Raw genomic sequence first — 23,254 nt, forward strand, 5'->3', positions numbered from 1 at the left:
AGAAACCAACGGGGCGTTCTTTATTTTTTACGCAAGATTTGCGCCAAAATATTACAGAGCCACGATTGACGCGGGCTGTAGGACAATTCATTAGCTAACGCAAGTCGTTGAGAACTATGGCATTCCGCTATAGCGTTACCGTGCGACCCAACTGCGACACCAAAATACGCACCAAAAACACACACAAAAAGTACGTGACGCTCCATAAAGGGGCTGATAAGGACCGTTTGCCCGGTTAACCCTTCCAACACCCGGCCAAAGCTGGCACCATCGCGCCCTTTTTTACGCGAAGCCTGTGGATTTATCGGGTTCAGACGTCTGTAGGTTGTTGATAGCGCGACACGCTGCTGTGCCGATGCGACACCTTGCCGCAGACCACCCGTTAACCGTCCGCAGCGCTGTTGGCTGCCATCCGAACGCTATGCTAGCTTGGCGCCTCGCCAGGAAGGCGGCCCAACAGCAAGAATGCACTGAACACAATGAGGACCGCACATGGCTGAGGCCGCGCCCGCGCTTGAAATCCGCAACTTGCATAAACGCTATGGTGAGCTGGAGGTACTTAAAGGTATCTCGCTGACCGCCCGCGACGGCGACGTGATCTCGATCCTGGGTTCCTCCGGTTCCGGCAAGTCCACCTTTTTGCGTTGCATCAACCTGCTGGAAAACCCTCATCAGGGCCAGATCCTGGTGGCCGGTGAAGAGCTCAAGCTAAAAGCCGCGAAAAACGGCGAGCTGATGGCCGCCGACGGCAAACAGATCAACCGCCTGCGCAGCGAAATCGGTTTTGTGTTTCAAAACTTTAACCTGTGGCCGCACATGAGCATCCTCGACAACATCATCGAGGCGCCCCGCCGTGTGCTCGGCCAGAGCAAGGCCGAAGCGATAGAAGTGGCCGAAGCCCTGCTGGCCAAGGTCGGCATCAGCGACAAGCGCCACGCCTACCCGGCGCAACTGTCCGGCGGCCAGCAACAACGCGCGGCCATTGCGCGCACCCTGGCCATGCAGCCCAAGGTCATCCTGTTCGACGAGCCGACATCGGCGCTTGACCCGGAAATGGTCCAGGAAGTACTTAATGTGATCCGCGCGCTGGCCGAAGAAGGCCGCACCATGCTGCTGGTCACCCATGAAATGGGCTTTGCCCGTCAGGTTTCCAGTGAAGTGGTGTTCCTGCACCAGGGCCTGGTCGAAGAGCAAGGATCGCCACAGCAGGTGTTTGAAAACCCGCTTTCGGCGCGCTGCAAACAATTCATGTCCAGCAACCGCTAACGGAGCAACATGCATGCAGAACTATAAAAAATTCCTTCTGGCCGCGGCCGTTTCGATGGCGTTCAGCGCCACGGCCATGGCAGAAACCTTGAAAATGGGGATCGAAGCGGCCTACCCGCCCTTCAACAATAAAGACGCCAGCGGCAACGTCGTGGGCTTTGACAAAGACATCGGCGACGCCCTGTGCGCCAAGATGAAAGTCGAAAAATGCGAAGTGTATGTGTCTGATTGGGACGGCATCATCCCGGCCCTGAACGCGAAGAAGTTCGACTTCCTGGTGTCTTCGCTGTCGATCACCGATGAGCGCAAGCAAGCCGTCGACTTCACCGACCCGTACTACTCCAACAAGCTGCAATTCATCGCACCTAAAGCCACAGCCGACTTCAAGACCGACGCCGGTTACCTGAAAGGCAAGATCATCGGTGCACAGCGCGCAACGCTGGCCGGTACTTACCTGGAAGACAAGCTGCCGGACACCACCGCCAAGCTCTACGACACCCAGGAAAACGCCTACCTCGACCTGACTTCCGGCCGTTTGGACGGGATTCTCGCCGACAAGTACGTGCAGTACGAATGGCTCAAGAGCAAAGACGGTTCGGCCTATGAGTTCAAAGGCGACCCGGTGGTAGAAAGCGACAAGATCGGTATCGCCGTACGCAAGGGCGACCCGCTGCGCGAGCGCCTGAACAAAGCCCTGGCAGAGATCAAGGCAGACGGCACCTACAAGAAGATCAACGACAAGTACTTCCCGTTCAGCATCGAATGATCTGAATGGCCTGACCGGCGCGCTTCTATAAGTAGCGCGCCGGCTTTCAGCAATGCCTGCCGCGATATGAAAACACCATGAATTTCGATCTCTACGGATTCGGCCCGGCGCTTGCCGCTGGCGCGCTGATGACCGTCAAACTGGCGCTCACGGCCCTGTGCCTGGGGCTGGTGCTCGGCCTTGCCGGCGCCTTGGCCAAGACTTCACCGTACAAGCCGTTGCAATGGCTGGGCGGTGCTTACTCGACCATCGTTCGTGGCATTCCCGAGCTGTTGTGGGTGCTGCTGATTTACTTCGGCACCGTCAACCTGATGCGTGCCCTGGGCGAGTTTTTCGGTAACCCCGACCTTTCTCTCAGTGCCTTTGCCGCCGGGGTTATCGCCCTGGGCCTGTGCTTTGGCGCCTACGCCACGGAAGTGTTCCGTGGCGCGATTCTCGCCATTCCCAAAGGCCACCGCGAAGCCGGTGTGGCGCTGGGCCTGTCGAAGGTGCGGATTTTCACCCGCTTGATCATGCCGCAGATGTGGCGCATCGCTCTGCCGGGCCTGGGCAACCTGTTCATGATCCTGATGAAAGACACCGCGCTGGTGTCGGTGATCGGCCTTGAAGAAATCATGCGTCACGCACAAATCGGCGTGACCGTGACCAAGCAGCCGTTCACCTTCTTTATGGTGGCAGCCTTCATGTACCTGGGCCTCACCGTGCTGGCCATGACGGGCATGTACTTCCTGGAAAAACGCGCCGCCCGCGGCTTTGCAAGGAGCACCCAATGAGCGGTGACTACAGCTGGCTGTCGCACTTCGACCTGGGCCTGAACTGGGCCGTCATCATCAAGTGGCTGCCCAAACTGGCCCAAGGCGCAACCCTGACCCTGGAACTGGTGGCCATCGCCGTGATCGCCGGCCTGCTGCTGGCGATTCCGCTGGGTATCGCGCGTTCCTCGCGCCGCTGGTACGTGAGCGCCCTGCCCTACGCCTATATTTTCTTCTTCCGTGGCACGCCGCTGCTGGTGCAGTTGTTCCTGGTTTATTACGGCCTGGCACAGTTCGATGCCGTGCGTGAGAGCTTTATGTGGCCGTACCTGCGCGATCCGTTCTGGTGCGCCACGGCCACCATGACCTTGCACACCGCCGCCTATATCGCCGAGATCCTGCGCGGCGCTATCCAGGCCATCCCGCCGGGTGAGATCGAAGCGGCGCGCGCCCTGGGCATGTCCAAACCCAAGACGCTGTTCTACATCATCCTGCCGCGTGCCTCGCGCATTGGCCTGCCGGCGTACAGCAACGAAGTGATCCTGATGCTCAAGGCCAGCGCCCTGGCCAGCACCGTCACCCTGCTGGAACTGACCGGCATGGCGCGCACCATCATCGCCCGCACCTACCTGCCGGTGGAGATCTTCTTCGCCGCCGGGCTGTTCTACCTGCTGATGGCCTACATCCTGGTGCGGGGCTTCAAACTGCTCGAACGCTGGCTGCGCGTCGATGCTTGCCAGGGACGTTGAGGCTCGCTTTGCGGCGCTGGATGCGTTTCTAATCGAGCACCAAGGGCTGTGGCGACCACGGCCCTTTACGCACTTGCACTTACCCTGGGAACACCAGCACCCCGAGCTGGCCCAATGGCTGCGCCAGCGCTCGCTGGCCGATGCCGAAGCCAGTCACAACCACCCCTATGACCTGCCGGCGCCTGCGCCATTTCCACAGCTGGCTTTTCAGGCAGCGCAGCTCAGCGCTGTGGATAAGTTACCCGCACACACGCTGGAGCCTGCCCGCCATCGCCTGAACGTGGATGTGCCAGGGCGTAAATGGCAGCAAATTGAAGCGTTCGGCGCCGCGCTGAAGTTTGCCGCAACCCCCAAGCATTGGCTGGACTGGTGCGCCGGTAAAGGCCACCTCGGCCGGCGCTTGCTGCAACCTGGCCAACAGCTGACCTGCCTCGAGTACGACCCGGCACTGATCGCCTCGGGCCAGGCCTTGAGCGACCATCACGGTCTGGCTGTCACCCATCGCCTGCAAGACGTGATGGCCGATGTGGCGATCAGTGCCGAGCACACGCCCGTCGCCTTACACGCCTGCGGCGATCTGCATGTGCGGCTGTTGCACGTGGCCAGCGCGACGGGCTGCAAGCAGCTCGCGCTGGCACCTTGCTGCTATAACCGCATCGGCGCCGAGCGCTATCAGGCCTTGTCGACCGCCGGGCGCGCCTCGTTACTACAGCTTTCGGTCGATGACCTGGGGTTACCGCTGAGCGAAACCGTCACCGCCGGTAATCGCGTGCGCCAGCAACGGGACACGTCCATGGCCCGGCGCCTGGGTTTCGATCAGTTGCAACGCCAGCTGCGTGGCTGCGATGATTACCTGCCCACGCCTTCCCTGCCTGCCAGTTGGCTGGACAAACCCTTCGCTGACTACTGCCGGGAACTGGCGCGTCTCAAGGATTTATCCACAGGTGAACAGGATTGGGTGGCGCTGGAGGCACACGGCTGGCGGCGCTTGGCCGAGGTGCGCAACCTGGAGTTGGTCAGAGGATTGTTTCGGCGGCCGCTGGAACTGTGGCTGGTCTTGGATCGCGCGCTGTTCTTGAAAGACCAGGGCTACAAGGTTGAGATAGGCACCTTCTGCGAACCTACGCTAACGCCGCGCAACTTGATGGTGCTGGCAGAGCGCGATTAAAGGGCGAAACTTCCTACACGCGCCCTGTGGATAACTCTGTTGATGAATTCTTTACAGAGGCCGTAGCCATCAGCGCTACAGACCAAAACCCACCCTGGTCATTTTTTGTTCACAAAATAAAACGCACACAAAACAGGCAGTTGCAGCGTGTTGAGAACGGCTCCACAAAATGGCTGTTTCGTGACAGGCCCGACCAACCGATTGTGCATAAGCATCTGGCGCTAACTGCATAAAGCGCGATTTATGCGGTTCTTTTCGGTGCTTTCAGCACGCGACAAATCTCGTTGATATCGTCGCCAGCCAGCCGCTTTGTGGCGTTATCCAACGGGTCGGCCGCAAACGCCAACGCTTCGTTGATCGCCATATCGCGGTGCATCTCCAGCGGCGCTTTGCCCAGCCGCTGTTTGAACGCCTCCAGCATGTCCAGGCTAAAGGCGTTGCTCTCATCCACTTGGTTGACCACCACATGCACCACTGGTGGGCGTTCACCCTCAAGGTGCGGCGCGAGCAATCCATCCAAATGATCAAGGGTACCCAGGCAGGCGGCGTCGGCCTGGGTGATAACCAGCACCACATCGGCCACGCTCAGCGCTTGATGGGAGTAAACGTTATTGCCGGCGGGCGTATCGATGATCACCGTCTGCCGCTCGCTCAAGCCCAGGGCCGCCAGGCGCTGCGCCAACCAGCTGGGTTCATGTTTGAGCCAGCGCTCGAGGCTTTCCTGCTGCTCAATGTCGATATCGCCAAAGGTTATGACCTGGCAACCGGCAAAGCCAAGCTGCTGCAGTGGGCTCCACTGCCCATGCTCCAGGCTGGTACGGCCGATACCCGGCAATGTCGCACTGAAGCCAAAGTGATGGTGCAAGGCATTCTGTGGGTCCAGGTCCAGCGCCACCACCGATTCGCCATGGCGCTGCAAACCGCTGCTCAACGCTGTGGCTAGGGTGCTGCGGCCGACACCGCCATTGATCGACACCAACGCCACCACTTTGGGGCGCAGCGCTGCTGAATGAGTCGATTGGGAATGGGTGTTTTCGTTTGCGGGCACACTGCCAAAAACGTGCATGCGTGCATTGATGCCGTCGGCATCATGGCTGACGTTCTTACCGAACAACGTCAACAGCTCTTCGCTAAGGCTCATGGGCAGCTCCTCACGACGCAGCTAAAGACGTGAAGATCGGCAAGCAGGCACTTACCGCAGGTCTTATTATGGGCGTCTTAGTGAGGCATTCTGTGTCACACGCTGGAAAGTGTCATTATTTTGGTGTTTTAGCTGATCATTTTTTAGACGAGCGGTAAATGGTCAATTTAATGGCTATTTCTAGGCTTATGCATCCGAAAGCTCAACGCACGGCATAACGCAGTTACATCCTGGCAGCCGCCGCTATTCAACGCTGGGTCAAACGGGTCGCGCCCATAGGCCTGCGCCTCCCCCACAAGGTACGGCGCGAGCACCTCGTCCATCTTGGCCAAACGGCGAAACGAAGCGGCCAGGCGCTTGGCGAGAAATGCCTGGTCCTGGCCGAGCCAGCGATTAAGGCTTTGCTGCTGCACAGCATCGGTTTCACCAAAGGTCGCCAGCCGCCAAACCCGCGCTTGGGCAACGCCTGCCAGATTTGAAGATGAGCGGCATTACGCCATTTTTATGGCTGTTCTTTTGCCAGGAGATATACATCTATAAAACAACGCACTAGGCGATCACTGTGTGTTTTTCAACCAATACAAGCTCGCCGTTCGTATCAACAAGTACATAGACCCCCACACCATACACAACGAAACAAAACCTGCCCTGCGCGACACAGCCCGGATACCTCCCCGGCATTCAATGGCCTCACCCCACCATTGCTCCTCAGAGGCCATCACCATGAACACCAACAACTGGAAAACCCTAATCGCCGCCAGCCTGCTTGGCTTGACCTTCACCGCCCACGCCGAGGCAAGTCATAAGCCGGATATTCAACGGGTGCTGTCGACCACCGAAGACACCCGCTCGGGATGCGGCGTGGTGAACGCGCGCATGACCTACCTGGACTCTAAAGGCGAGACGCAGGTGTTGGCGTACATGAAATTTACCGACCAGTGTGGCGACGGCAATTGAGTCGGATTTGAGGCTCCCGAGGGTAAGAAAAAGCAGCGAGCGTAAAAAAACCTTGGTTTCTGCAAAAATAGTCAGAATTCAGGGGTTTACAGAAGCTTGGCAATCGCTATAATCGTCGCCCTAACACGCCGGTATAGCTCAGTTGGTAGAGCAACTGACTTGTAATCAGTAGGTCCCGGGTTCGACTCCTGGTGCCGGCACCATATCTCAAAGCCCCGCAATGCGGGGCTTTGTGGTTTCTGAGGTTTGGGAAACCGCAAAAAGCCAGATCACTGTTTTGGCCGAAATGCCCAAAAAGTGTCCACACTTAACATCTCGGGCTGCTTGCCTCAGTCCAAATCTCGATTTCTATGACGCCTTGCTCAGCTCAACGTCAGTCCCGGGAGACGTATTCTCCAAACCCACGGGCCCACCAAAAGCCACCCTCACCCCGCCTCCCAGGTTTTATTCATAATTATGGCTAGCCAATAATTATGCCGCCCTCATAAAACCAATAATTTCACCAGCCACCTATTCGAACCGCCTCAACTGACCGAAAAAACAACCCATCAATTTTCCCGATTGCTCCCCACCCCTCACCACGCTAACCTCCCCCCGTCGCTACCACCCAGCGACCGGGCCTGAGAACCCGATTTGATGCAGGCGCCACTAGCGCCACGCATTCGTTGTCACAACGAACGTGTTGCTCTCACTCAATATGGGAGTTCCACCAATGACCGCAACAAACCCACCCGCACTCACCACCCTCGGCGTCACCCCTTTCTCCTTTCACTCCGACCAACCTCTGTTCCGCGTCAACAGCGGTGTTTCCCTGCATGAAGCCTTGCACCACGTTTCCGATTTGCTCCACGTCGCCAAGTTGCTCGCAGAGGATGCGGCGATGACGAAGGAGACGGACCGTTATGCCTGGGCGTCGCATTATTTGCAGGAGATGAGCAAGGCGGTGATTGATGATGTGGTGAAGGTGTTGGCGTCGCCCTGTAATGCTGAGCAGTAAGCGGTAAATGGGCTCGCCGGGCGGACGCTGTCGCAGTTCAGCCCGGCTCCCACATAGAAGCGCTTGGTTGTCGGATGTGCGTATCGCTCGGGCGCTAAGGGCTATTCATGCAACGCCGGCCAAGCAGGAAGGTCGCATCGGCGAGGTGGGTTTTGCGATTGACTATGAGTCCGAGGCCGCGTTCAGCCGGGCCTATAAGGCCTTTTTCGGGCGCTCGCCACGGGATGACCACGCCCGGCCGGGTTAGGCCAGGCGCGTCAGCGTATCAGTGCCCGGCGCTTTGCCCGCCGTCCACATGCAGGATCTCACCGGTGACAAACCCCGCGCTTTCCAGGTAGGTGATCGCCTGGGCAATATCACTCACTTCGCCCATACGCCCTACCGGGTGCAGTTGCCCCAATGCAGCGTGGGAGTCTTCGCCATGCATCGGCGTCTTGATGATGCCCGGGCTTACCGCGTTCACTCGAATGCCGCGTTTGGCGTATTCAATCGCCAGGGATTTGGTCGCGGCGTTCAGCCCGCCTTTGGTGAGGCTGGCGAGTACCGAAGGCACGCCGTCGATGGCGTGATCGACCAGGCTGGTGGTCACATTGACGACGTGGCCGGCGCCGTGTTTTTCCATCTCGGCAATGGCCAGTTGGGTGATGTAGAAAAAGCCGTTGAGGTTCACCGCCAGCACGTTGGCGTAGTCGTGCTGGGTGTAGGCGGTGAAGGGTTTGGCGATGAAGATGCCGGCGTTGTTGATCAGGCTGTCGACGCGCCCGAAGGTGGCCAGGGCTTCGCGGATGACGCGCTGGGCGGTGGCCGGGTCGGCGATGTCGCCGGGCACCGTGAGGATGTTCGGGTCGGTGGATGGCTGGATCGAACGCGAGGTGGCAACCACACGGTAATCGAGGGCGCGGTAGGCTTGGACCACGGCGGCGCCGATGCCTTGGGAGGCACCGGTGATGATCACGACTTTGCTCATTGTGTTTCTCCGGTAAGGGCTTGGGATTTGCGGTATTCGGTGGTGGTGATGCCGGCGTAGCCCCAGTTATCGGTGTCGATTTCTTCGATGACGATGTGGGTCAGGTCCGGGCGCTTGTTGAGCACGCGTTCGAGGGTTTCGGTGAACTCGGCGATGACCTGGGCTTTTTGCTCAGGGGTCACGCCGTCACGGGTGATGCGCAGGCTGACGAAGGGCATGGTTATGGCTCCAATGGGCGGGCATCGGGGTGATGGGCCGGCAGTGGGGTCAATTTAGGCGTGCGCTGAGTCGAGATAAATGGGGGTTTGAGTACTACATTAGTGATGTGGTGTAACAAGTTCCCGCGGTACTTCTACACGATTGGACGCCTCCCGCTGGCGTCCGCAAAACTGATAAAAAACCACCCTCGATCGTTGACGGCGGGACGCGGAGCGTCCCTAGAGGCGTTCCCACGCAGAGCGTGGGAACGATCACCGTCGCTGATCCAAAGGCATAAAAAAACCCCGAACCAGTCGGGGTTTTTTATCGCCTGGCATCAGGCGCGACGTGCGATCAATTAGAAAACGTTGATCGGGTAGTCGGCGAACAGACGGATTTCGTTACCGCCTACGTTGTAGTTGCTGGCGTTGCTGGAGACGCGCAACCAGGACGCACGAGCGCGCAGGCTCAGGTCTTTGGCTGGGCCGCTTTGAACGACATATTTGAACTGGTTGAAGATTTCACGCTCGGTGCCACTGCCACGGTTGGAACCGTCGTCAATGTTGGTGCCGCGCACGTAAGCGATGTTGTAGGTCAGGCCAGGCACGCCGAAGGCGCTGAAGTCCAGGCCGTAGCCTGCTTGCCAGGAGCGCTCGTCCTTGCCGTTGAAGTCGGACCAGTAGGAGTTGGCCAGCAGGATGGTATTGCCGCCGTCGCCGATACCGCCAGCGTTGCGGTAGCCGCCGTACAGGTAGCCGGTGTCACCGGTGCTGCGCTGGTGAGCGAGGGTGAAGCTGTGCGGGCCAACAGCCCAGGTAGCGCCCAGGCTCCAGATTTTGTTGTCGCGGGCGTCCGCATCACCTTGGTTTTCCAGGGCGAAGCTGCGGTCCAGCTTGGTTTTGTAGCCGTTGAAGTCAAAGGTCAACGATTGCTTTTCTGGCAGGGCCAGCACGTAGTTGACGTTGACGTATTGCTTCTTCAGCACGTCCTGCATGTTGGAGGCGTACAACGCGGCCGACAGGCTTTCGGTGAATTTGTAGCTACCACCGATGTAGTCGATGCTTTTCAGCGCGCCACTGTCAGAACCTTCGGCGCTCTTGCGAGCTTCCTTGGTGAAGTGACCGGCGTCCAGTTGCAGGCCGGCGATCTCTTTGGAAACGATCGAAGTACCGGTGTAGGTTTCCGACAACAGACGGGAGTTGTCGTACTGCAGCACAGGCACAGCCGGCATCTGGTCACCGTACTTGAGTACAGTGTTGGAGACACGGAACTTCACGGCAGCGCCGCCCTTGGCCAGGTCGTTGGCGGCTTCGCCGCTGTCGCCTTGCTTGAAGAAGTCGATACCGCCAGCGCCGCTGCGACCTTTACCACCGTCCAGGCGAATGGCGTATTGGCCGATCACGTCCACACCCACACCGACGGTGCCTTGGGTGAAGCCGGATTCGAACTTGCCGATGAAGCCCTGGCCCCATTCGGCTTTGTCTTGCTTGCCGTTTTTGTAGTCACGGCTGATGTAGGCGTTACGTGCTGCGATGTTCAGGTGGCTGTCGTCCACGAAACCCTTGGATTGCTCCTGGTCGTTAGCCATTGCTGTCGATGCGCTCAAAATCCCCAGAGCGATCAGACTCATCCGTTGCTTCAACATTTCTTATATTCCTTATTACTGGTTGAGTACGCGCTGTGACACCAGGCTCCGTGTCGCTTTTCTGGTGTCGACTTCCTCCAGAAAAAACAAGGCCCGCGGACGACTGAACTGCCGCGGGCCTTTTTTTATTGGATGAGTCATGGCGGTGAGCCACAGGCGTTGGGCGCAATCCTATGCGCGCGTTGAACTATGTGTCAATTTCGTGAATCGTCTGTATTTAGGCGAAATAATTCTAAGCGGTGCATTCCAAGGCCTTCGCTCGAGCCTGAAAAATCGTCTGATTCGTCAAGAAAACACATTATGTAACATTTTTGACGAGGGTATGTTTGGGAATAGATAACCTGCGCAAATGCAAAGCATTACCATTCGCGCACTTTCCTTTTTCCAACACTTTTGGATTTATTCCCCATGCCTGCCTCTCGCCTGACGCCCATCACTTTTGGGCTTTCTGTTTTGCTGTCTGCCGGTTTCGCCTGTGCCGCCACGGTCTTGCCCGAAACGTCGGTGAGCGCCGAAGCCGACGAAGACGACCCGCGCGTCAAGGAGACCAACACCGCCACCCGTACTGCCACCTCGGTGCGTTACGTGCCCCAGGCCATCGACTCGGTTAAAACCGAAAGCCTGCGTTCCTACGGCACCAACGACCTGGGGCAGGCGTTAAGCGGCATTCCCAACGTCAGCAGCGGCGCCGATACGCGCTTCGACAGCCTGCGTATCCGGGGTTTTGACGCGAGCAATGACTTCTACCTGGACGGCATCCGCGACGACAGCCAGTACGTGCGCGACCTGCATAACATCGAGCGCATCGAAGTGCTCAAAGGCCCGGCCGCCGTGCTGTACGGGCGCGGCGGCCAGGGCGGGATCGTCAACCGCGTAAGCAAACTGCCCCAGGCGGGCCACACCTCCAGCATCGAAGCCCAAGGTGGCAGCCAGGATCTGCGCAGCCTGTATGCCGACCTCAGCACCGACCCAACGGATAACATCAGCCTGCGCCTGAACATGGGCAACCAGGACAACAACAGCTTTCGCGACGGTGTGAGCGGCAATCGCCAGTTGTTCGCGCCGTCGATGAGCTGGCAACTGACGCCGGACCTGAACTGGCTGGTGCAATACGAATACAGCCGTTACAACCGCACGCCGGACCGTGGCATTCCCGGGGTCAACGGCCGCCCGGCCGATGTGAGCCGCAGCACGACCTACTTCGATAGTCGCGATTACATCGACGATAAATCCCAGTCCCTGCGCTCCAAGCTGGCTTATGAACTCAACGCCAACTGGCAGCTGCGCCACACCCTCGGCGTGTTCAAGCTCGACAGCGATTTCGACAACACCTACCAGGTCGGCTACGACCCAAAAACCAACAAAGTCTCGCGCCAGCGCTGGCAGCAAGACCTGAACACCCGCAACGTGTTCAACAACCTTGAGCTGGAAGGCGGGTTCGACACTTTCGGCCTGGAGCACCGTCTGCTCACCGGCCTGGAGCTGGGCAGCCAGCGCCGTGATCCAAAGTTGTACAGCGCCACCGCCACCAACCGTGGCGGCCAGGCCGTGCCGAGCCTGGACCTCAACCAGCCCGACCGCCACTTGAGCCACACCGGGCGCATGAGTGTTTCCAGCAACAACCACACCGAAGTCGAAAGCCGCGCCCTTTACGTGCAGGACCAATTGCGCCTCAACGATCAATGGCAAGTGCTGGCCGGCCTGCGTTACGACCACTTTGAAGTGGACACCACCAGCAAGCTGCTCAACACCCAGCAGGCGGTCGACAGCCACAGCACCAGCCCGCGCATCGGCCTGGTCTGGACGCCGCTGGAACACCACTCGTTCTATGCCTCATGGAGCAAGACCTTCTCGCCGGCCGGCGGCGGCTTGATCGGCATCACCCCCAATGCTGCAGGCGCCGTCAACGACCTGAGTCCCGAGTTGACCAAGCAAAAGGAAATCGGGGTTAAAAGCGACTGGCTCGACGACCGCCTGAGCACCACCCTGGCCGTGTACGAGCTGGAACTCTACAACCGCCGCACCAGCGACCCACTGGACCGCACCATCACCCTGCTCACCGGCGAGCAACGCTCACGCGGCGTGGAGCTGACCGCCACCGGCAAAGTCGTCGGCAACTGGTATGTACGCGGCGGCATCGGCCTGCAGGATGCCAAGGTGGTGAAGGACAACAACGGCTTTGAAGGCAAACGCATCAGCGACGTCGCCAAGCGTAACGCCAGCCTGTTTATCACCTGGAAACCGGAGATGGGTTGGTACGCAGAAACCGGCCTGACCCTGGTGGGCGACCGTTATGCCGACAACCTCAACACCGTGGTGCTGCCTGGTTATGGTCGCTGGGACGCACTGGCCGGGTTCCGCCAGAAAGAATGGGACGTGCGTGCGGCGCTGAACAACATCGCGGACAAAAACTACTACGCCTCGGCCACCAGCGCAGCGCAGATCCAACCGGGCGAGCCACGTAGCCTGGTAGTAACCGGCACCTACAATTTCTAAGTTTCACTCGGTCAATGTGGGAGCTGGCTTGCCTGCGAAAGCGGTGTATATGCTGGAAAGTCGCTGGCTGACAGAATGCCATCGCAGGCAAGCCAGCTCCCACTATTGATCTCAGTGGTCTTCAGTTTTTGCACTAGCTCACCGAGCCTGCGGGCAACAGGCACCTACAACTTCTAAATTTCACTCGGTCAATGTGGGAGCTGGCTTGCCTGCGAAAGCGGTGTATCTGCTGGAAAGTCGCTGGCTGACAGAATGCCTTCGCAGGCAAGCCAGCTCCCACAATTGATCTTGGTGTTCTTCAGGTTTTCAGTAGTTCGCACAACGCCAGCAGCTCATCCTCACTGAACAACCCCGCCGGGTAGCGCTCACTCATGACACTGCGCACATCAGGCTGTTGCTGCCTCACCTGTCGCGAGCCGTTTGCCTTCAACCAAAGCGCCAGCGCATGGATCGCATCACCACTAACCCGCGTCGGGTGGAACGGGCGCGTGTAGATCGGGTTGATATCGGCATTCATTTCAGCGCTCTCTCCTACTGCGTGAGCGGCTAACTTACTCAAGGTTTGTGACAGAACTGTGCAGTCATCACCTTGGGACACTGTGGCAACACCGATACAAGAGCTATGCCAATGTCCCGTGTTTATAGGCATTCGGACACAAAAAAGCCCGCAACCTAGCCAGGCTGCGGGCTTGCTGCAAGCGCTATAAACAAGTAGCGCTCGGCGTTCACTCAAACGCTGTTACAACCGCACTCAATTTTTGTGCGGTGCCGGCTGTTGTTGGGTCAGGCAATGGATATTGCCGCCGCCCAGTAACAGTTCACGGCCCGGCACCATCACCACTTCGTGCTGCGGGAACAGGTTCTGCAGGATCTCTTTGGCCTGGCTGTCCAGCGGGTCGTCGAAGCTTGGCGCGATGATACCGCCGTTAACGATCAGGAAGTTCACGTAGGAACCCGCCAGGCGCACAGTCGGATTACGCTCCTGCGAGCCGTCTACCGGATCGACACCGGCGCATTCCTCTTCGGTGGCGTACAACGGGCCTGGGATCGGCATTTTATGCACTGTGAACGGGCGGCCTTTAGCGTCCGTGCTGCTTTGCAGCACGGCCATGGCGGCGTGGCAGCGCGCGTAGTTAGGGTCTTGCGGGTCATCGGTCCAGGCCAGCAACACTTCGCCGGGGCGCACGTAGCAGCAGAAGTTATCCACATGGCCGTCGGTTTCGTCGTTGAACAGGCCGTCCGGCAACCAGATGACTTTATCCACCGCCAAATTGTCACGCAGCACCGCTTCGATCGCCGCACGGTCCAGATGCGGGTTGCGGTTGCGGTTCAACAGGCATTCTTCGGTGGTGATCACGGTGCCTTCGCCGTCGACATGGATCGAACCGCCTTCCAGCACGAAGCCTTCGGTGCGGTAGCGCGGCGCACGTTCGATCTCGAGGATCTTGCCGCCCACCTGCGAATCGCGGCTCCACGGCGCATACAGGCCGCCGTCAAAGCCGCCCCAGGCGTTGAAATCCCAGTTCACGCCGCGCACTTCGCCGCTGTTATTGATCACAAAGGTCGGGCCGGTGTCGCGCACCCAGGCGTCGTCGTTGGACATTTCCACCACGCGGATATTGGGCACATCCAGGCGCGCACGGGCGTTCTCGTACTGGCCGGCAGACACTGCGACGGTCACCGGTTCAAAGCGCGCAATGGCCTTGGCCACCGCCACATGGGCCGCCTGCGCCGGCTTGCCGCCCAGGCGCCAGTTGTCCGGGCGCTCGGGCCAGATCATCCAGGTTTGGGTTTGTGGCGCCCATTCGGCAGGCATGTAGAAGCCATCGGCGCGAGGTGTGCTGTGCAGGGTGGTCATGGCGTTCAGGACTCCGAATGGGGTGAAGGTCGACTTTATAACGGATAAAAATCGGCTTTAGAAGTGATAAAAGATCATAGCCGACAAGTATGACAAGCCTTAGTCGATAACAATCGACTACCTATAGTTGCTCATCGAGCACCTTCGACAACATGTCGACAAAGAAATCCACGCTGCGTTATGGAAACCCAACTCGCGCAGGCGATCAAGGCAACCCTTCTTCACCCGAGTATGCTTGCGCCGCCCCGTTGCGCCACTCAAGCTATGCTCTGGCTTAATCTCTGTCTTGGAAAAAAGGCTCTCTGAATGCGCATTCTCATCACCGGCGGCGCCGGCTTCATCGGTTCTGCCCTGGTTCGTCACTTGATTCAACACACCGAGCACGAAGTGCTCAACCTGGACAAACTCACCTACGCCGGCAACCTGGAGTCACTCACCAGCATCGCCGCCAACAGCCGCTATGAGTTCGTGCAGGCCGACATCATCGACCAGGCCGCCGTCAGCTCCGTGCTGGCGCGCTTTGAGCCGCAGGCCATCATGCACCTGGCCGCCGAGTCGCACGTCGACCGTTCCATTGATGGCCCCTCGGACTTTATCCAGACCAACATCGTCGGCACCTACAGCCTGCTGGAAGCCACCCGCGCCTATTGGCAGACCCTGGAAGAACCGGCCAAGAGCGCGTTCCGTTTCCACCATATTTCCACCGACGAAGTGTACGGCGACCTCCACGGCGTGGATGACTTGTTCACCGAAACCACGCCTTACGCACCCAGCTCGCCGTATTCGGCCAGTAAAGCCGCCTCCGACCACCTGGTCCGCGCCTGGCAGCGCACCTATGGCTTGCCGGTGCTGCTGACCAACTGCTCAAACAACTACGGGCCGTTCCACTTCCCCGAGAAACTGATCCCGCTGGTCATCCTCAACGCCCTCGCCGGCAAGCCACTGCCGGTCTACGGCGACGGCCTGCAGGTCCGCGACTGGCTGTTCGTCGAAGACCACGCCCGCGCTTTGTTGAAAGTGGTCACCGAAGGCGTGGTCGGCGAGACCTACAACATCGGCGGTCACAACGAGCAAAAGAACATCGACGTGGTACGCGGCATCTGCGGCCTGCTCGAAGAACTGGCGCCACAACGCCCGGCCGGTGTGGAGAAGTTCACCGACCTGATCACCTTCGTCAAAGACCGCCCAGGCCACGACCAGCGCTACGCGATCGACGCGAGCAAGATCGAAAACGAGCTGGGCTGGGTTCCGGAAGAAACCTTTGAAACCGGCCTGCGCAAAACCGTGCAGTGGTACCTCGATAACCTGGACTGGTGCCGCAGGGTCCAGGACGGCAGCTATCAAGGCGAGCGCCTGGGCAATACCGACCCAAAAGACCTGATCGCATAAGGTTTTGATCACACGACCTGTTCACCCGGCGAGTGCAACCGATGAGTGTGATCGCTACGGAGTTGCCCGAAGTATTGATCCTCGACCCCATGGTTTTGCGGTGCTCAGCGACTCTGCCGAGTTCCTCTACAAAACCACCGATTACTACACGCCTTCGGCAGAGCGTTGTATTCGCTGGGACGACACGGAACTCAAGACTGACTGGCAGTTTGAGGGCGCACCGACCTTGTCCGCCAAGGATCAGAACGGCAAGGCATTGGCAGACGCCGATCTGTTTGCATGACCGGCGAGTGCCTTGCACGCCGGCCCTAGGCATAATGCGCCTGTTCCCACAGGCGCATGACTCCCATGACTCCACCCCTCCCGCGTAGACCTCGCTGGCGCAGCCTCGCCTTATTGGCGTTGTGCCTGGCACCGCTGCTGTGGCCGCTGGAGCATCTGGCCGAGCGCTATTACCGCAGCGAACTCGCCGGGCAAAACCGTCAGACCCTCGACCTGTACGTCGCCAACCTCCTCGGCACCCTGCACCGCTATGAAGTGCTGCCGCAGATCCTCGGTGACTTGCCGGCCCTGCGCACCGCGCTGGATGCGCCGCAGGTCAGTGCCAACCTGACCAACGCCAACCTGCTGCTCAAGGACGTTGCCGCCCAGGCCGGGGTGGAAGTGATGTACCTGATGGACACCACCGGCAAGACCCTCGCCGCCTCCAACTGGGACAAGCAGGACAGTTTTGTCGACCGTAACTTCTCGTTCCGACCCTATTTCAGCGAAGCCATGGCCGGGCGCCTGGGACGGTTTTTCGGCCTGGGCACCACCTCGGCCAAACGCGGCTACTTCTTCGCCGCCGCTGTACGCGATGGCGCCAAAATAATTGGCGTGCTGGTGGTGAAGGTTGACCTGGACCACACCGAAAGCCTATGGGGCAAAACCCCCGAGCAACTGCTGGTGACCGACCACAACGGCGTGGTCATCCTCACCTCACGCCCGCAATGGCGCTTCCGGGCGACCCGGCCGCTCACGGCGCAAGAGCGCCAGGCAATCATCGCCATACAGCCCTACCCGACCCGCGACCCGCAACCGCTGGCGTTGAGCACCACGGCATGGCTGCGCCAATCCACGGCCATCGCCGAGACCGGCTGGACCGTGGAAATTCTTGCACCGCGCTCGCTGATCAATCGCCCGGTGCGCACCGTAGTGGCCGTTGGCGGCGCGACGCTGTTGGTGCTGATGTTGCTGCTGGGCTTGATGATGCAGCGCCGTCGCCACTACCTGGAGCGCATCGCCTTCGAAGCCAAGGCCCGCCGCGAACTGGAAGCGCGTGTGATCGAGCGCACCAGCGACCTCGAAGGCCTTAACCGCCGCCTCAAACAGGAGGTGCTGGAGCGTGAGCACGCCCAGCAGGAACTGGTGCGCGCCCAGGATGACCTGGTGCAGGCCGGCAAGCTGTCGGCGCTGGGCACCATGTCGGCGAGTATCAGCCACGAACTCAACCAGCCGCTGGCGGCGATCCGTAGCTACGCGGAAAACGCCGAGATCCTGCTCGACCACGAACGCACCAACGACGCCCGTGGCAATCTCAAGCTGATCAGCGAACTGACCGGGCGCATGGCCTCGATCATCGCGCACTTGCGCGCCTTCGCCCGCCGCGACCGCCACGCCCCGGAAAGCGTGGCCCTGCAACCGGCACTCGACGATGCCCTGGCGTTGCTGGCCAAACGGCGGCGCTCGATGGAAGTCGAGTTGATCCGCGACTTGCCCGAGGCGACCTTGTGGGTGCAAGCCGGCGAAACCCGCCTGCGCCAGGTGCTCGGCAACCTGCTGGCCAACGCCCTCGACGCCCTCACCGAAAAAGGCCCGCCGCGCAAACTGTGGCTGAGTGCCCAAACCACCGAACAGGGCGTCAACCTGTACATTCGCGACAACGGCCCAGGTTTTTGCATGGAAGCCCTGGGCCGCGCCAGCGAGCCGTTCTACACCACCAAGACCCGCACCCAGGGTTTGGGGTTGGGCCTGGCGATCTGTGACACCTTGATGCGTGCCTTTGGCGGCGAATTGCTGTTCGCCAACCACAAGGAAGGTGGCGCACTGTTAACCCTGAAATTGCGTGCCGGCTCGCCGGGCGTGAGTCTGCAACCGTCCGAGGACCGCAGTGTATGAGTATCGATAACCAGATCCAGGTGGTGTTGATCGACGACGATCCACACTTGCGTCAGGCTCTGTGCCAGACCCTGGACCTGGCCGGGCTGAAAGTCCTGACTCTGGGCGAAGCCACGGGCCTCACGGCGCGCCTGTCCCGCGATTGGCCGGGCGTGGTGGTCAGCGATATCCGCATGCCCGGCATGGACGGCCTGGAGCTGCTGGCTGAACTGCACGGCCAGGACCCGGACTTGCCGGTGCTGCTGATAACCGGCCACGGCGATGTGCCGCTGGCGGTGCAAGCCATGCGCGCCGGGGCCTATGACTTCCTCGAAAAACCGTTCGCCAGTGATGCCCTGCTCGACAGTGTGCGCCGCGCGTTGGCCCTGCGCCGCCTGGTGCTGGATAACCGCAGCCTGCGCCTGGCCCTCAGTGATCGCCAGCAACTGAGCACGCGCCTGGTCGGGCATTCGCCGCAGATGCTGCGCTTGCGCGAGCAGATCGGCGCCCTGGCGGCAACCCGCGCCGATGTGTTGATCCTCGGCGAAACCGGCGCCGGCAAAGAAGTGGTGGCCCGCGCCCTCCATGACCTGTCGAGCCGCCGCAGTGGGCCTTTTGTGGCGATCAACGCCGGCGCCCTGGCAGAATCGGTGGTCGAAAGCGAACTGTTCGGCCATGAGCCGGGCGCCTTTACCGGCGCGCAGAAACGCCGCATCGGCAAGTTCGAGTTCGCCAATGGCGGCACGCTGTTCCTCGATGAAATCGAAAGCATGAGCCTGGATGTGCAGGTCAAATTGCTGCGTTTGTTGCAGGAGCGAGTGGTCGAGCGTCTGGGTGGCAATCAGCTGATCCCGCTGGATATCCGCATCATCGCCGCCACCAAGGAAGACCTGCGCCAGTCCGCCGACCAGGGACGCTTCAGGGCCGACTTGTACTACCGTCTCAACGTCGCGCCGCTGCGCATTCCGCCACTGCGCGAGCGCGGTGAAGACGCACTGATGTTGTTCCAGCATTTTGCCGACGAAGCCAGCAGCCGCCACGGCCTGCCGTTGCACGAGCTGCAACCGGGCCAACGTGCCCTGCTGTTGCGCCACAGCTGGCCGGGCAATGTGCGCGAACTGCAAAATGCAGCCGAGCGCTTTGCCCTTGGGCTCGAACTGGCACTGGACGCCACGGCGGACAACCCCGCCGCGGGCGTGCTGACGTCAACCTCTGGCGGTTTGAGCGATCAGGTCGAGCAGTTCGAAAAAAGCCTGATCGCCGCCGAGCTGACCCGCCCCCACAGCTCGGTGCGCAGCCTCGCCGAAGCCCTGGGCCTCCCGCGCAAAACCCTGCACGACAAACTGCGCAAGCACGGCCTGAACTTCGCCGACAGCGCCAGCCACAGCGCCGACGACGAATGACCCGCCAAGAGACCGCCATGAACCGCGACAGCCGCTACCTGGAATCGATCCTTCACCACGACATCCCCCTCACCCGGGAAATGGGCCTCAAGGTGCTCGGCTGGCAACACAGCCAACTGCAGCTGCACCTGCCCTTACAGGCCAATATCAACCACAAGAGCACCATGTTTGGCGGCAGCCTCTATTGCGGCGCCGTATTGGCGGGGTGGGGTTGGCTGCACCTGAAACTGCGCGAAGAAGGTGTCGAAGACGGGCATATCGTGATTCAGGAAGGGCAGATCAGTTATCCACTGCCGGTGACTCAGGATGCGATCGCTATTTGCGCGGCGCCGGAAGACAAAGTGTGGAAGCGCTTTGTGGCGACGTACAAACGCTATGGCCGGGCGCGGTTGGCGTTGGAGACGTGGATTGTGAATGAGGGCAGTGAGGAGCGGGCTGTAGCCTTCACTGGCCAATACGTCCTGCACCGCTAACCGTCACAACACAAAACCAACTGTGGGAGCTGGCTTGCCTGCGATAGCGGTCTTACAGTCACCTCATTAGTGACTGATCTACCGCTATCGCAGGCAAGCCAGCTCCCACATTTTGACCTGTTGTGGCCTTAAGAACGGGCCAGGGTCAGCAGGCGCTCGCGCCACGCTGCCTTGGCCGGCAACGCCAGAAAGAACGGGTTTAACAACGAAGCCCGCGCCGGATAGCTGAACGGCGCACCACTCAACTCCAACACCTCACCACCCGCCCCTTCCAGCACACCCTGGGCTGCGGCCGTGTCCCACTGCGACGTCGGTGCCAGACGCGGGTAGCAATCGGCACTGCCTTCGGCCAGCAGGCAGAACTTCAGCGAGCTGCCAATATTCGCCAATTTCAGCTCACCCAAACCTTCGCTCAAGCCACTGAGCAAGCGTTCCTGTTCCGGGCTGCTATGGCGGCGGCTGGCTACCACGGTAAACGCCTCGCCGGCCGCCGGGGTCTGGCGTACCTGGATCTGCTTGGGCGCCTCACTCACGTCCGAGCGCCACGCGCCCAGGCCCGCGCCACCGAAGTAGCAACGGCCACTGGTGGGCATCGACACCACGCCAAACACCACGCGGCCTTGCTCGATCAACGCAATGTTGACGGTAAATTCTTCGCTGCCGGAAATAAACTCCTTGGTGCCATCCAGCGGGTCCACCAACCACCAGCGCTGCCAGCCGGCACGCACGTTCTGGTCGATATCGGCGTCTTCTTCGGACAGCACCGGGATGCTCGGGTCCAGAGCGGTAAGGCCCGCCAGGATCAGATGGTGAGCCGCCAGGTCGGCCGCCGTCACCGGTGAATCATCCGCCTTGGCGGTGACCGCTACGTCCGCACGCCAATACGGCAGGATGACTTCACCTGCCTGGCGTGCCAGCTCGATCACAGGGGCAATAAACGGATGGCCTAAAAACAGTTCGCTCATGCGACAAAAGCTCCACGCTGGGTCAACAGGTCTCGTACCAAATACAGGGCCGCCAATGCACGGCCTTCACTGAACTGCTCGTTTTGCGCCAGCATCGACAGCTCGCGCAGGTTGACGCGCTCCACACGCATGGGCTCAGGTTCATCGCCTTCCAGGCGCTCTTCATACAGCTCGGTGGCCAGCACCACCTGGATTTTCTGGCTCATATAGCCAGGCGACAAGGAAAGTTCGGTAATGTGCTCCAACTGGCGCGCGCCATAACCGGCCTCCTCCTTGAGCTCGCGGTTGGCCGCCGCCAGTACGTCCTCGCCGGGTTCGATCAGGCCCTTGGGCAACGACAATTCATATTCGTCGGTACCGCCGCAGTACTCTTCCACCAGCAACGCGTGGTCGGCATCGATCATCGCCACGATCATCACCGCGCCGTAACCGGCACCGCGGCCTACCAGGCGCTCGTAGGTCCGTTCAACGCCATTGGAAAAGCGCAATTGCACTTCCTCCACGCGGAACAAACGGCTACTGGCGACTATTTCGCGGGCGAGGACGGTGGGTTTCTGGCGCATAAGCGGCTCCTTGGCGTGATCGGGTTACTATACCGTGGCTTTTCCGATTGTCTGTGTCGGATATCTTTACTTACATGAGAACGCCCCATGCCCTCTTTGCCCTGGCACGCCATCGACACCGTCCTGCTGGACATGGACGGCACCTTGCTCGACCTGCACTTCGACAACCACTTCTGGATGGAGCACCTGCCCCAGCGTTACGCCGATTTGCACGGGGTGAGCCGGGCCATGGCCGACATGGAATTGCAGCCGCTGTTCGAGCGTAACGCCGGACAGTTGCAATGGTATTGCCTGGATTTCTGGAGTGCCGAGCTGAACATTCCGGTGCGCGAACTCAAACTGGAAACCGCCCACCTGATCGCCCTGCGCCCGGACGCGGACACCTTTCTGGCGGCAATCAAACAGGCCGGCAAGCGTGTGATTTTGATCACCAACGCCCATCGTGATTCGCTGTCATTGAAGTTGGAGCGCATTGAACTGGCGCCGTATTTCGAGCGGTTGATCAGTTCCCACGACTACGGTTTCGCCAAGGAACACCGGCAATTCTGGGATGCGTTGCAAGCCGACATCCAGTTCGACCCGTCCCGCAGCCTGTTTATTGATGACACCTTGCCGATCCTGCGCAGTGCGCGCGAGTTTGGAGTGGGGCATTTGCTGGCGGTCAAAGAGCCGGACAGCAAGAAGGGGCCAAAGGACACAGGGGAGTTTGCGGCAGTCGATGATTACAGAGATCTGATTGCCGGGCTCTAATGTAAATGTGGGAATGTGAATGTGGGAGCTGGCCAGTGTGAGAGCTGGGCTTGCCCGCGATGCAGGCACCTCGGTGTATCAGTGATACCGAGGTGATGCTATCGCAGGCAAGCCGGCTCCCACATATACCTGCTCCCACAGTTATGCCTGTGTATTACTCAGGAATACGCAGTGTCTGGCCTGGGTAAATTTTGTTTACATCTTTAAGCAGCGGCTTGTTGGCCTCGAAGATTTTGTTGTACTGGTTGGCATTGCCGTACACCGCCAGGGAAATCGCGCTGAGGGTGTCGCCTTTCTTCACCACAACAAAACGAGCGGCCGTGACCGCGGGGCCGGACACAGTAATCTGGTCATCCACGCTGGCAACACCGGCGATATTACCCGCCGCCAGAAGGATTTTTTCTTTCTCTTCCTGACTGGCAACTTCACCGGTGATCGTCACCTTGTCACCGTCTACGGTGGCGTGAACGTTCGGGTTACCCAGCCCTACCGCTTCGATATGCTTTTTCAACTCTTCGCCAGCATTGGCATTACCCGGCGTCAACAGGTCAATCAACTTCTCGCCTGCTTCCTTAACAAAGCTAAAAATACTCATGGTGCGCTCTCCTTGGGGTT

General features: G+C 59.9%; 24 protein-coding genes, 1 tRNA gene and 1 pseudogene. 16 read left to right on the top strand and 10 right to left on the bottom strand.

Features of this window, described 5'->3' with window-relative positions:
- The first annotated feature begins 492 nt into the window (after positions 1–492).
- The 5 genes from AOA62_RS19985 (at position 493) to AOA62_RS20005 (ending at position 4,701) form a co-directional block, all read left to right on the top strand.
- Positions 493–1,266, top strand: coding sequence for an ABC transporter ATP-binding protein (locus tag AOA62_RS19985; protein ID WP_017138656.1), 774 nt, complete (start codon positions 493–495; stop codon positions 1,264–1,266).
- A gap of 13 nt (positions 1,267–1,279) precedes the next feature.
- Entirely contained in the window at positions 1,280–2,032 is a 753-nt protein-coding gene (locus AOA62_RS19990; protein ID WP_017138657.1) for an ABC transporter substrate-binding protein, read from the top strand.
- Positions 2,033–2,109: 77 nt separating this feature from the next.
- Positions 2,110–2,805, top strand: coding sequence for an ABC transporter permease (locus AOA62_RS19995; RefSeq protein ID WP_017138658.1), 696 nt, complete (start codon positions 2,110–2,112; stop codon positions 2,803–2,805).
- A 38-nt stretch (positions 2,806–2,843) separates the two neighbouring features.
- Positions 2,844–3,533, top strand: coding sequence for an ABC transporter permease (locus AOA62_RS20000; RefSeq protein ID WP_026013808.1), 690 nt, complete (start codon positions 2,844–2,846; stop codon positions 3,531–3,533).
- Complete coding sequence (locus AOA62_RS20005; protein WP_099549509.1) at positions 3,514–4,701, top strand: methyltransferase; 1,188 nt, start codon at positions 3,514–3,516, stop codon at positions 4,699–4,701. Before AOA62_RS20000 ends, AOA62_RS20005 begins: the two co-directional genes overlap by 20 nt.
- A gap of 241 nt (positions 4,702–4,942) precedes the next feature.
- Here the strand turns inward: AOA62_RS20005 and bcsQ are convergent, their stop codons facing one another.
- Positions 4,943–5,842, bottom strand: coding sequence for a cellulose biosynthesis protein BcsQ (gene bcsQ, locus AOA62_RS20010; protein WP_017138661.1), 900 nt, complete (start codon positions 5,840–5,842; stop codon positions 4,943–4,945).
- A gap of 167 nt (positions 5,843–6,009) precedes the next feature.
- Positions 6,010–6,255, bottom strand: a complete 246-nt coding sequence (locus tag AOA62_RS20015; RefSeq protein WP_256592435.1) for a hypothetical protein — start codon at positions 6,253–6,255, stop codon at positions 6,010–6,012.
- Between the two features lie 310 nt (positions 6,256–6,565).
- Here AOA62_RS20015 and AOA62_RS20020 point away from each other — a divergent pair, with 310 nt between their 5' ends.
- The 4 genes from AOA62_RS20020 to AOA62_RS20035 all read left to right on the top strand — a co-directional run bounded on the left by AOA62_RS20020 (position 6,566) and on the right by AOA62_RS20035 (position 8,043).
- Positions 6,566–6,799 (top strand): DUF2790 domain-containing protein, encoded by a 234-nt coding sequence (locus AOA62_RS20020; RefSeq protein ID WP_099549510.1) that lies wholly within the window; start codon positions 6,566–6,568, stop codon positions 6,797–6,799.
- 127 nt (positions 6,800–6,926) lie between these two features.
- Positions 6,927–7,002, top strand: a tRNA-Thr gene (locus AOA62_RS20025).
- 509 nt (positions 7,003–7,511) lie between these two features.
- Positions 7,512–7,796: a DUF3077 domain-containing protein gene (locus AOA62_RS20030; protein WP_068931363.1), complete on the top strand. Its 285-nt coding sequence runs from the start codon at positions 7,512–7,514 to the stop codon at positions 7,794–7,796.
- A 67-nt stretch (positions 7,797–7,863) separates the two neighbouring features.
- The gene (locus AOA62_RS20035; protein WP_017135397.1) at positions 7,864–8,043 is read left to right on the top strand and encodes an AraC family transcriptional regulator; all 180 of its coding nucleotides are present in this window, start codon (positions 7,864–7,866) and stop codon (positions 8,041–8,043) included.
- An 18-nt stretch (positions 8,044–8,061) separates the two neighbouring features.
- Here AOA62_RS20035 and AOA62_RS20040 read toward each other — a convergent pair whose 3' ends face one another.
- The 3 genes from AOA62_RS20040 to AOA62_RS20050 all read right to left on the bottom strand — a co-directional run bounded on the left by AOA62_RS20040 (position 8,062) and on the right by AOA62_RS20050 (position 10,606).
- Complete coding sequence (locus tag AOA62_RS20040) at positions 8,062–8,763, bottom strand: SDR family NAD(P)-dependent oxidoreductase (protein ID WP_017135396.1); 702 nt, start codon at positions 8,761–8,763, stop codon at positions 8,062–8,064.
- Positions 8,760–8,981: a 4-oxalocrotonate tautomerase family protein gene (locus tag AOA62_RS20045; RefSeq protein WP_017135395.1), complete on the bottom strand. Its 222-nt coding sequence runs from the start codon at positions 8,979–8,981 to the stop codon at positions 8,760–8,762. Before AOA62_RS20045 ends, AOA62_RS20040 begins: the two co-directional genes overlap by 4 nt.
- 338 nt (positions 8,982–9,319) lie before the next feature.
- Positions 9,320–10,606: an OprD family porin gene (locus tag AOA62_RS20050; protein ID WP_056860697.1), complete on the bottom strand. Its 1,287-nt coding sequence runs from the start codon at positions 10,604–10,606 to the stop codon at positions 9,320–9,322.
- A 408-nt stretch (positions 10,607–11,014) separates the two neighbouring features.
- Between AOA62_RS20050 and AOA62_RS20055 the strand changes: the two genes are divergently transcribed.
- Positions 11,015–13,102 (top strand): TonB-dependent siderophore receptor, encoded by a 2,088-nt coding sequence (locus AOA62_RS20055; protein WP_099549511.1) that lies wholly within the window; start codon positions 11,015–11,017, stop codon positions 13,100–13,102.
- 298 nt (positions 13,103–13,400) lie between these two features.
- Here AOA62_RS20055 and AOA62_RS20060 read toward each other — a convergent pair whose 3' ends face one another.
- Together AOA62_RS20060 and aguA are read right to left on the bottom strand one after the other, a co-directional pair.
- Entirely contained in the window at positions 13,401–13,619 is a 219-nt protein-coding gene (locus AOA62_RS20060) for a hypothetical protein (RefSeq protein ID WP_017135392.1), read from the bottom strand.
- A 234-nt stretch (positions 13,620–13,853) separates the two neighbouring features.
- Complete coding sequence (gene aguA, locus AOA62_RS20065; protein WP_099549512.1) at positions 13,854–14,960, bottom strand: agmatine deiminase; 1,107 nt, start codon at positions 14,958–14,960, stop codon at positions 13,854–13,856.
- A 306-nt stretch (positions 14,961–15,266) separates the two neighbouring features.
- Between aguA and rfbB the strand changes: the two genes are divergently transcribed.
- From rfbB to AOA62_RS20090, 5 genes and pseudogenes are all read left to right on the top strand, one after another.
- Positions 15,267–16,349: a dTDP-glucose 4,6-dehydratase gene (rfbB, locus tag AOA62_RS20070; protein WP_017135390.1), complete on the top strand. Its 1,083-nt coding sequence runs from the start codon at positions 15,267–15,269 to the stop codon at positions 16,347–16,349.
- 88 nt (positions 16,350–16,437) lie between these two features.
- A pseudogene (locus AOA62_RS20075) lies at positions 16,438–16,632 on the top strand (dTDP-4-dehydrorhamnose 3,5-epimerase family protein); the annotation flags it as partial.
- 65 nt (positions 16,633–16,697) lie between these two features.
- Positions 16,698–18,506: an ATP-binding protein gene (locus tag AOA62_RS20080; RefSeq protein WP_017135388.1), complete on the top strand. Its 1,809-nt coding sequence runs from the start codon at positions 16,698–16,700 to the stop codon at positions 18,504–18,506.
- The gene (locus AOA62_RS20085; RefSeq protein WP_099549513.1) at positions 18,503–19,888 is read left to right on the top strand and encodes a sigma-54 dependent transcriptional regulator; all 1,386 of its coding nucleotides are present in this window, start codon (positions 18,503–18,505) and stop codon (positions 19,886–19,888) included. The genes AOA62_RS20080 and AOA62_RS20085 overlap by 4 nt, the downstream gene beginning before the upstream one ends.
- Positions 19,889–19,905: 17 nt before the next feature.
- Positions 19,906–20,361, top strand: a complete 456-nt coding sequence (locus AOA62_RS20090) for a thioesterase domain-containing protein (RefSeq protein WP_017135386.1) — start codon at positions 19,906–19,908, stop codon at positions 20,359–20,361.
- 128 nt (positions 20,362–20,489) lie between these two features.
- On the opposite strand, the gene cysQ is transcribed toward AOA62_RS20090, so the two are convergent.
- Positions 20,490–21,326, bottom strand: coding sequence for a 3'(2'),5'-bisphosphate nucleotidase CysQ (gene cysQ, locus AOA62_RS20095; protein ID WP_017135385.1), 837 nt, complete (start codon positions 21,324–21,326; stop codon positions 20,490–20,492).
- The gene (nudE, locus tag AOA62_RS20100; protein ID WP_017135384.1) at positions 21,323–21,889 is read right to left on the bottom strand and encodes an ADP compounds hydrolase NudE; all 567 of its coding nucleotides are present in this window, start codon (positions 21,887–21,889) and stop codon (positions 21,323–21,325) included. Before nudE ends, cysQ begins: the two co-directional genes overlap by 4 nt.
- 87 nt (positions 21,890–21,976) lie before the next feature.
- Between nudE and yrfG the strand changes: the two genes are divergently transcribed.
- Positions 21,977–22,639 (top strand): GMP/IMP nucleotidase, encoded by a 663-nt coding sequence (yrfG, locus tag AOA62_RS20105; RefSeq protein ID WP_099549514.1) that lies wholly within the window; start codon positions 21,977–21,979, stop codon positions 22,637–22,639.
- A 154-nt stretch (positions 22,640–22,793) separates the two neighbouring features.
- Here the strand turns inward: yrfG and lysM are convergent, their stop codons facing one another.
- Positions 22,794–23,234 carry a peptidoglycan-binding protein LysM gene (gene lysM, locus AOA62_RS20110; protein WP_017135382.1) on the bottom strand — a complete coding sequence of 147 codons (441 nt, stop codon included), beginning with the start codon at positions 23,232–23,234 and terminating at the stop codon, positions 22,794–22,796.
- Between the last annotated feature and the right edge of the window lie 20 nt (positions 23,235–23,254).

This window comes from Pseudomonas sp. 2995-3 (genome assembly GCF_002742565.1).
GTDB lineage: Bacteria > Pseudomonadota > Gammaproteobacteria > Pseudomonadales > Pseudomonadaceae > Aquipseudomonas > Aquipseudomonas edaphica.

Excerpts from the sequence above, each read along its gene's own strand:
- AOA62_RS19990 (WP_017138657.1), top strand. The coding sequence starts at position 1,280 with ATGCAGAACTATAAAAAATTCCTTCTGGCCGCGGCCGTTTCGATGGCG.
- AOA62_RS20090 (WP_017135386.1), top strand. The coding sequence starts at position 19,906 with ATGAACCGCGACAGCCGCTACCTGGAATCGATCCTTCACCACGACATC.
- AOA62_RS19995 (WP_017138658.1), top strand. The coding sequence starts at position 2,110 with ATGAATTTCGATCTCTACGGATTCGGCCCGGCGCTTGCCGCTGGCGCG.
- nudE (WP_017135384.1), bottom strand. The coding sequence starts at position 21,889 with ATGCGCCAGAAACCCACCGTCCTCGCCCGCGAAATAGTCGCCAGTAGC.
- lysM (WP_017135382.1), bottom strand. The coding sequence starts at position 23,234 with ATGAGTATTTTTAGCTTTGTTAAGGAAGCAGGCGAGAAGTTGATTGAC.
- AOA62_RS20055 (WP_099549511.1), top strand. The coding sequence starts at position 11,015 with ATGCCTGCCTCTCGCCTGACGCCCATCACTTTTGGGCTTTCTGTTTTG.
- AOA62_RS19985 (WP_017138656.1), top strand. The coding sequence starts at position 493 with ATGGCTGAGGCCGCGCCCGCGCTTGAAATCCGCAACTTGCATAAACGC.
- AOA62_RS20045 (WP_017135395.1), bottom strand. The coding sequence starts at position 8,981 with ATGCCCTTCGTCAGCCTGCGCATCACCCGTGACGGCGTGACCCCTGAG.
- rfbB (WP_017135390.1), top strand. The coding sequence starts at position 15,267 with ATGCGCATTCTCATCACCGGCGGCGCCGGCTTCATCGGTTCTGCCCTG.
- aguA (WP_099549512.1), bottom strand. The coding sequence starts at position 14,960 with ATGACCACCCTGCACAGCACACCTCGCGCCGATGGCTTCTACATGCCT.
- AOA62_RS20040 (WP_017135396.1), bottom strand. The coding sequence starts at position 8,763 with ATGAGCAAAGTCGTGATCATCACCGGTGCCTCCCAAGGCATCGGCGCC.
- cysQ (WP_017135385.1), bottom strand. The coding sequence starts at position 21,326 with ATGAGCGAACTGTTTTTAGGCCATCCGTTTATTGCCCCTGTGATCGAG.
- yrfG (WP_099549514.1), top strand. The coding sequence starts at position 21,977 with ATGCCCTCTTTGCCCTGGCACGCCATCGACACCGTCCTGCTGGACATG.
- AOA62_RS20085 (WP_099549513.1), top strand. The coding sequence starts at position 18,503 with ATGAGTATCGATAACCAGATCCAGGTGGTGTTGATCGACGACGATCCA.
- AOA62_RS20020 (WP_099549510.1), top strand. The coding sequence starts at position 6,566 with ATGAACACCAACAACTGGAAAACCCTAATCGCCGCCAGCCTGCTTGGC.
- bcsQ (WP_017138661.1), bottom strand. The coding sequence starts at position 5,842 with ATGAGCCTTAGCGAAGAGCTGTTGACGTTGTTCGGTAAGAACGTCAGC.
- AOA62_RS20050 (WP_056860697.1), bottom strand. The coding sequence starts at position 10,606 with ATGTTGAAGCAACGGATGAGTCTGATCGCTCTGGGGATTTTGAGCGCA.
- AOA62_RS20060 (WP_017135392.1), bottom strand. The coding sequence starts at position 13,619 with ATGAATGCCGATATCAACCCGATCTACACGCGCCCGTTCCACCCGACG.
- AOA62_RS20080 (WP_017135388.1), top strand. The coding sequence starts at position 16,698 with ATGACTCCACCCCTCCCGCGTAGACCTCGCTGGCGCAGCCTCGCCTTA.
- AOA62_RS20005 (WP_099549509.1), top strand. The coding sequence starts at position 3,514 with ATGCTTGCCAGGGACGTTGAGGCTCGCTTTGCGGCGCTGGATGCGTTT.
- AOA62_RS20030 (WP_068931363.1), top strand. The coding sequence starts at position 7,512 with ATGACCGCAACAAACCCACCCGCACTCACCACCCTCGGCGTCACCCCT.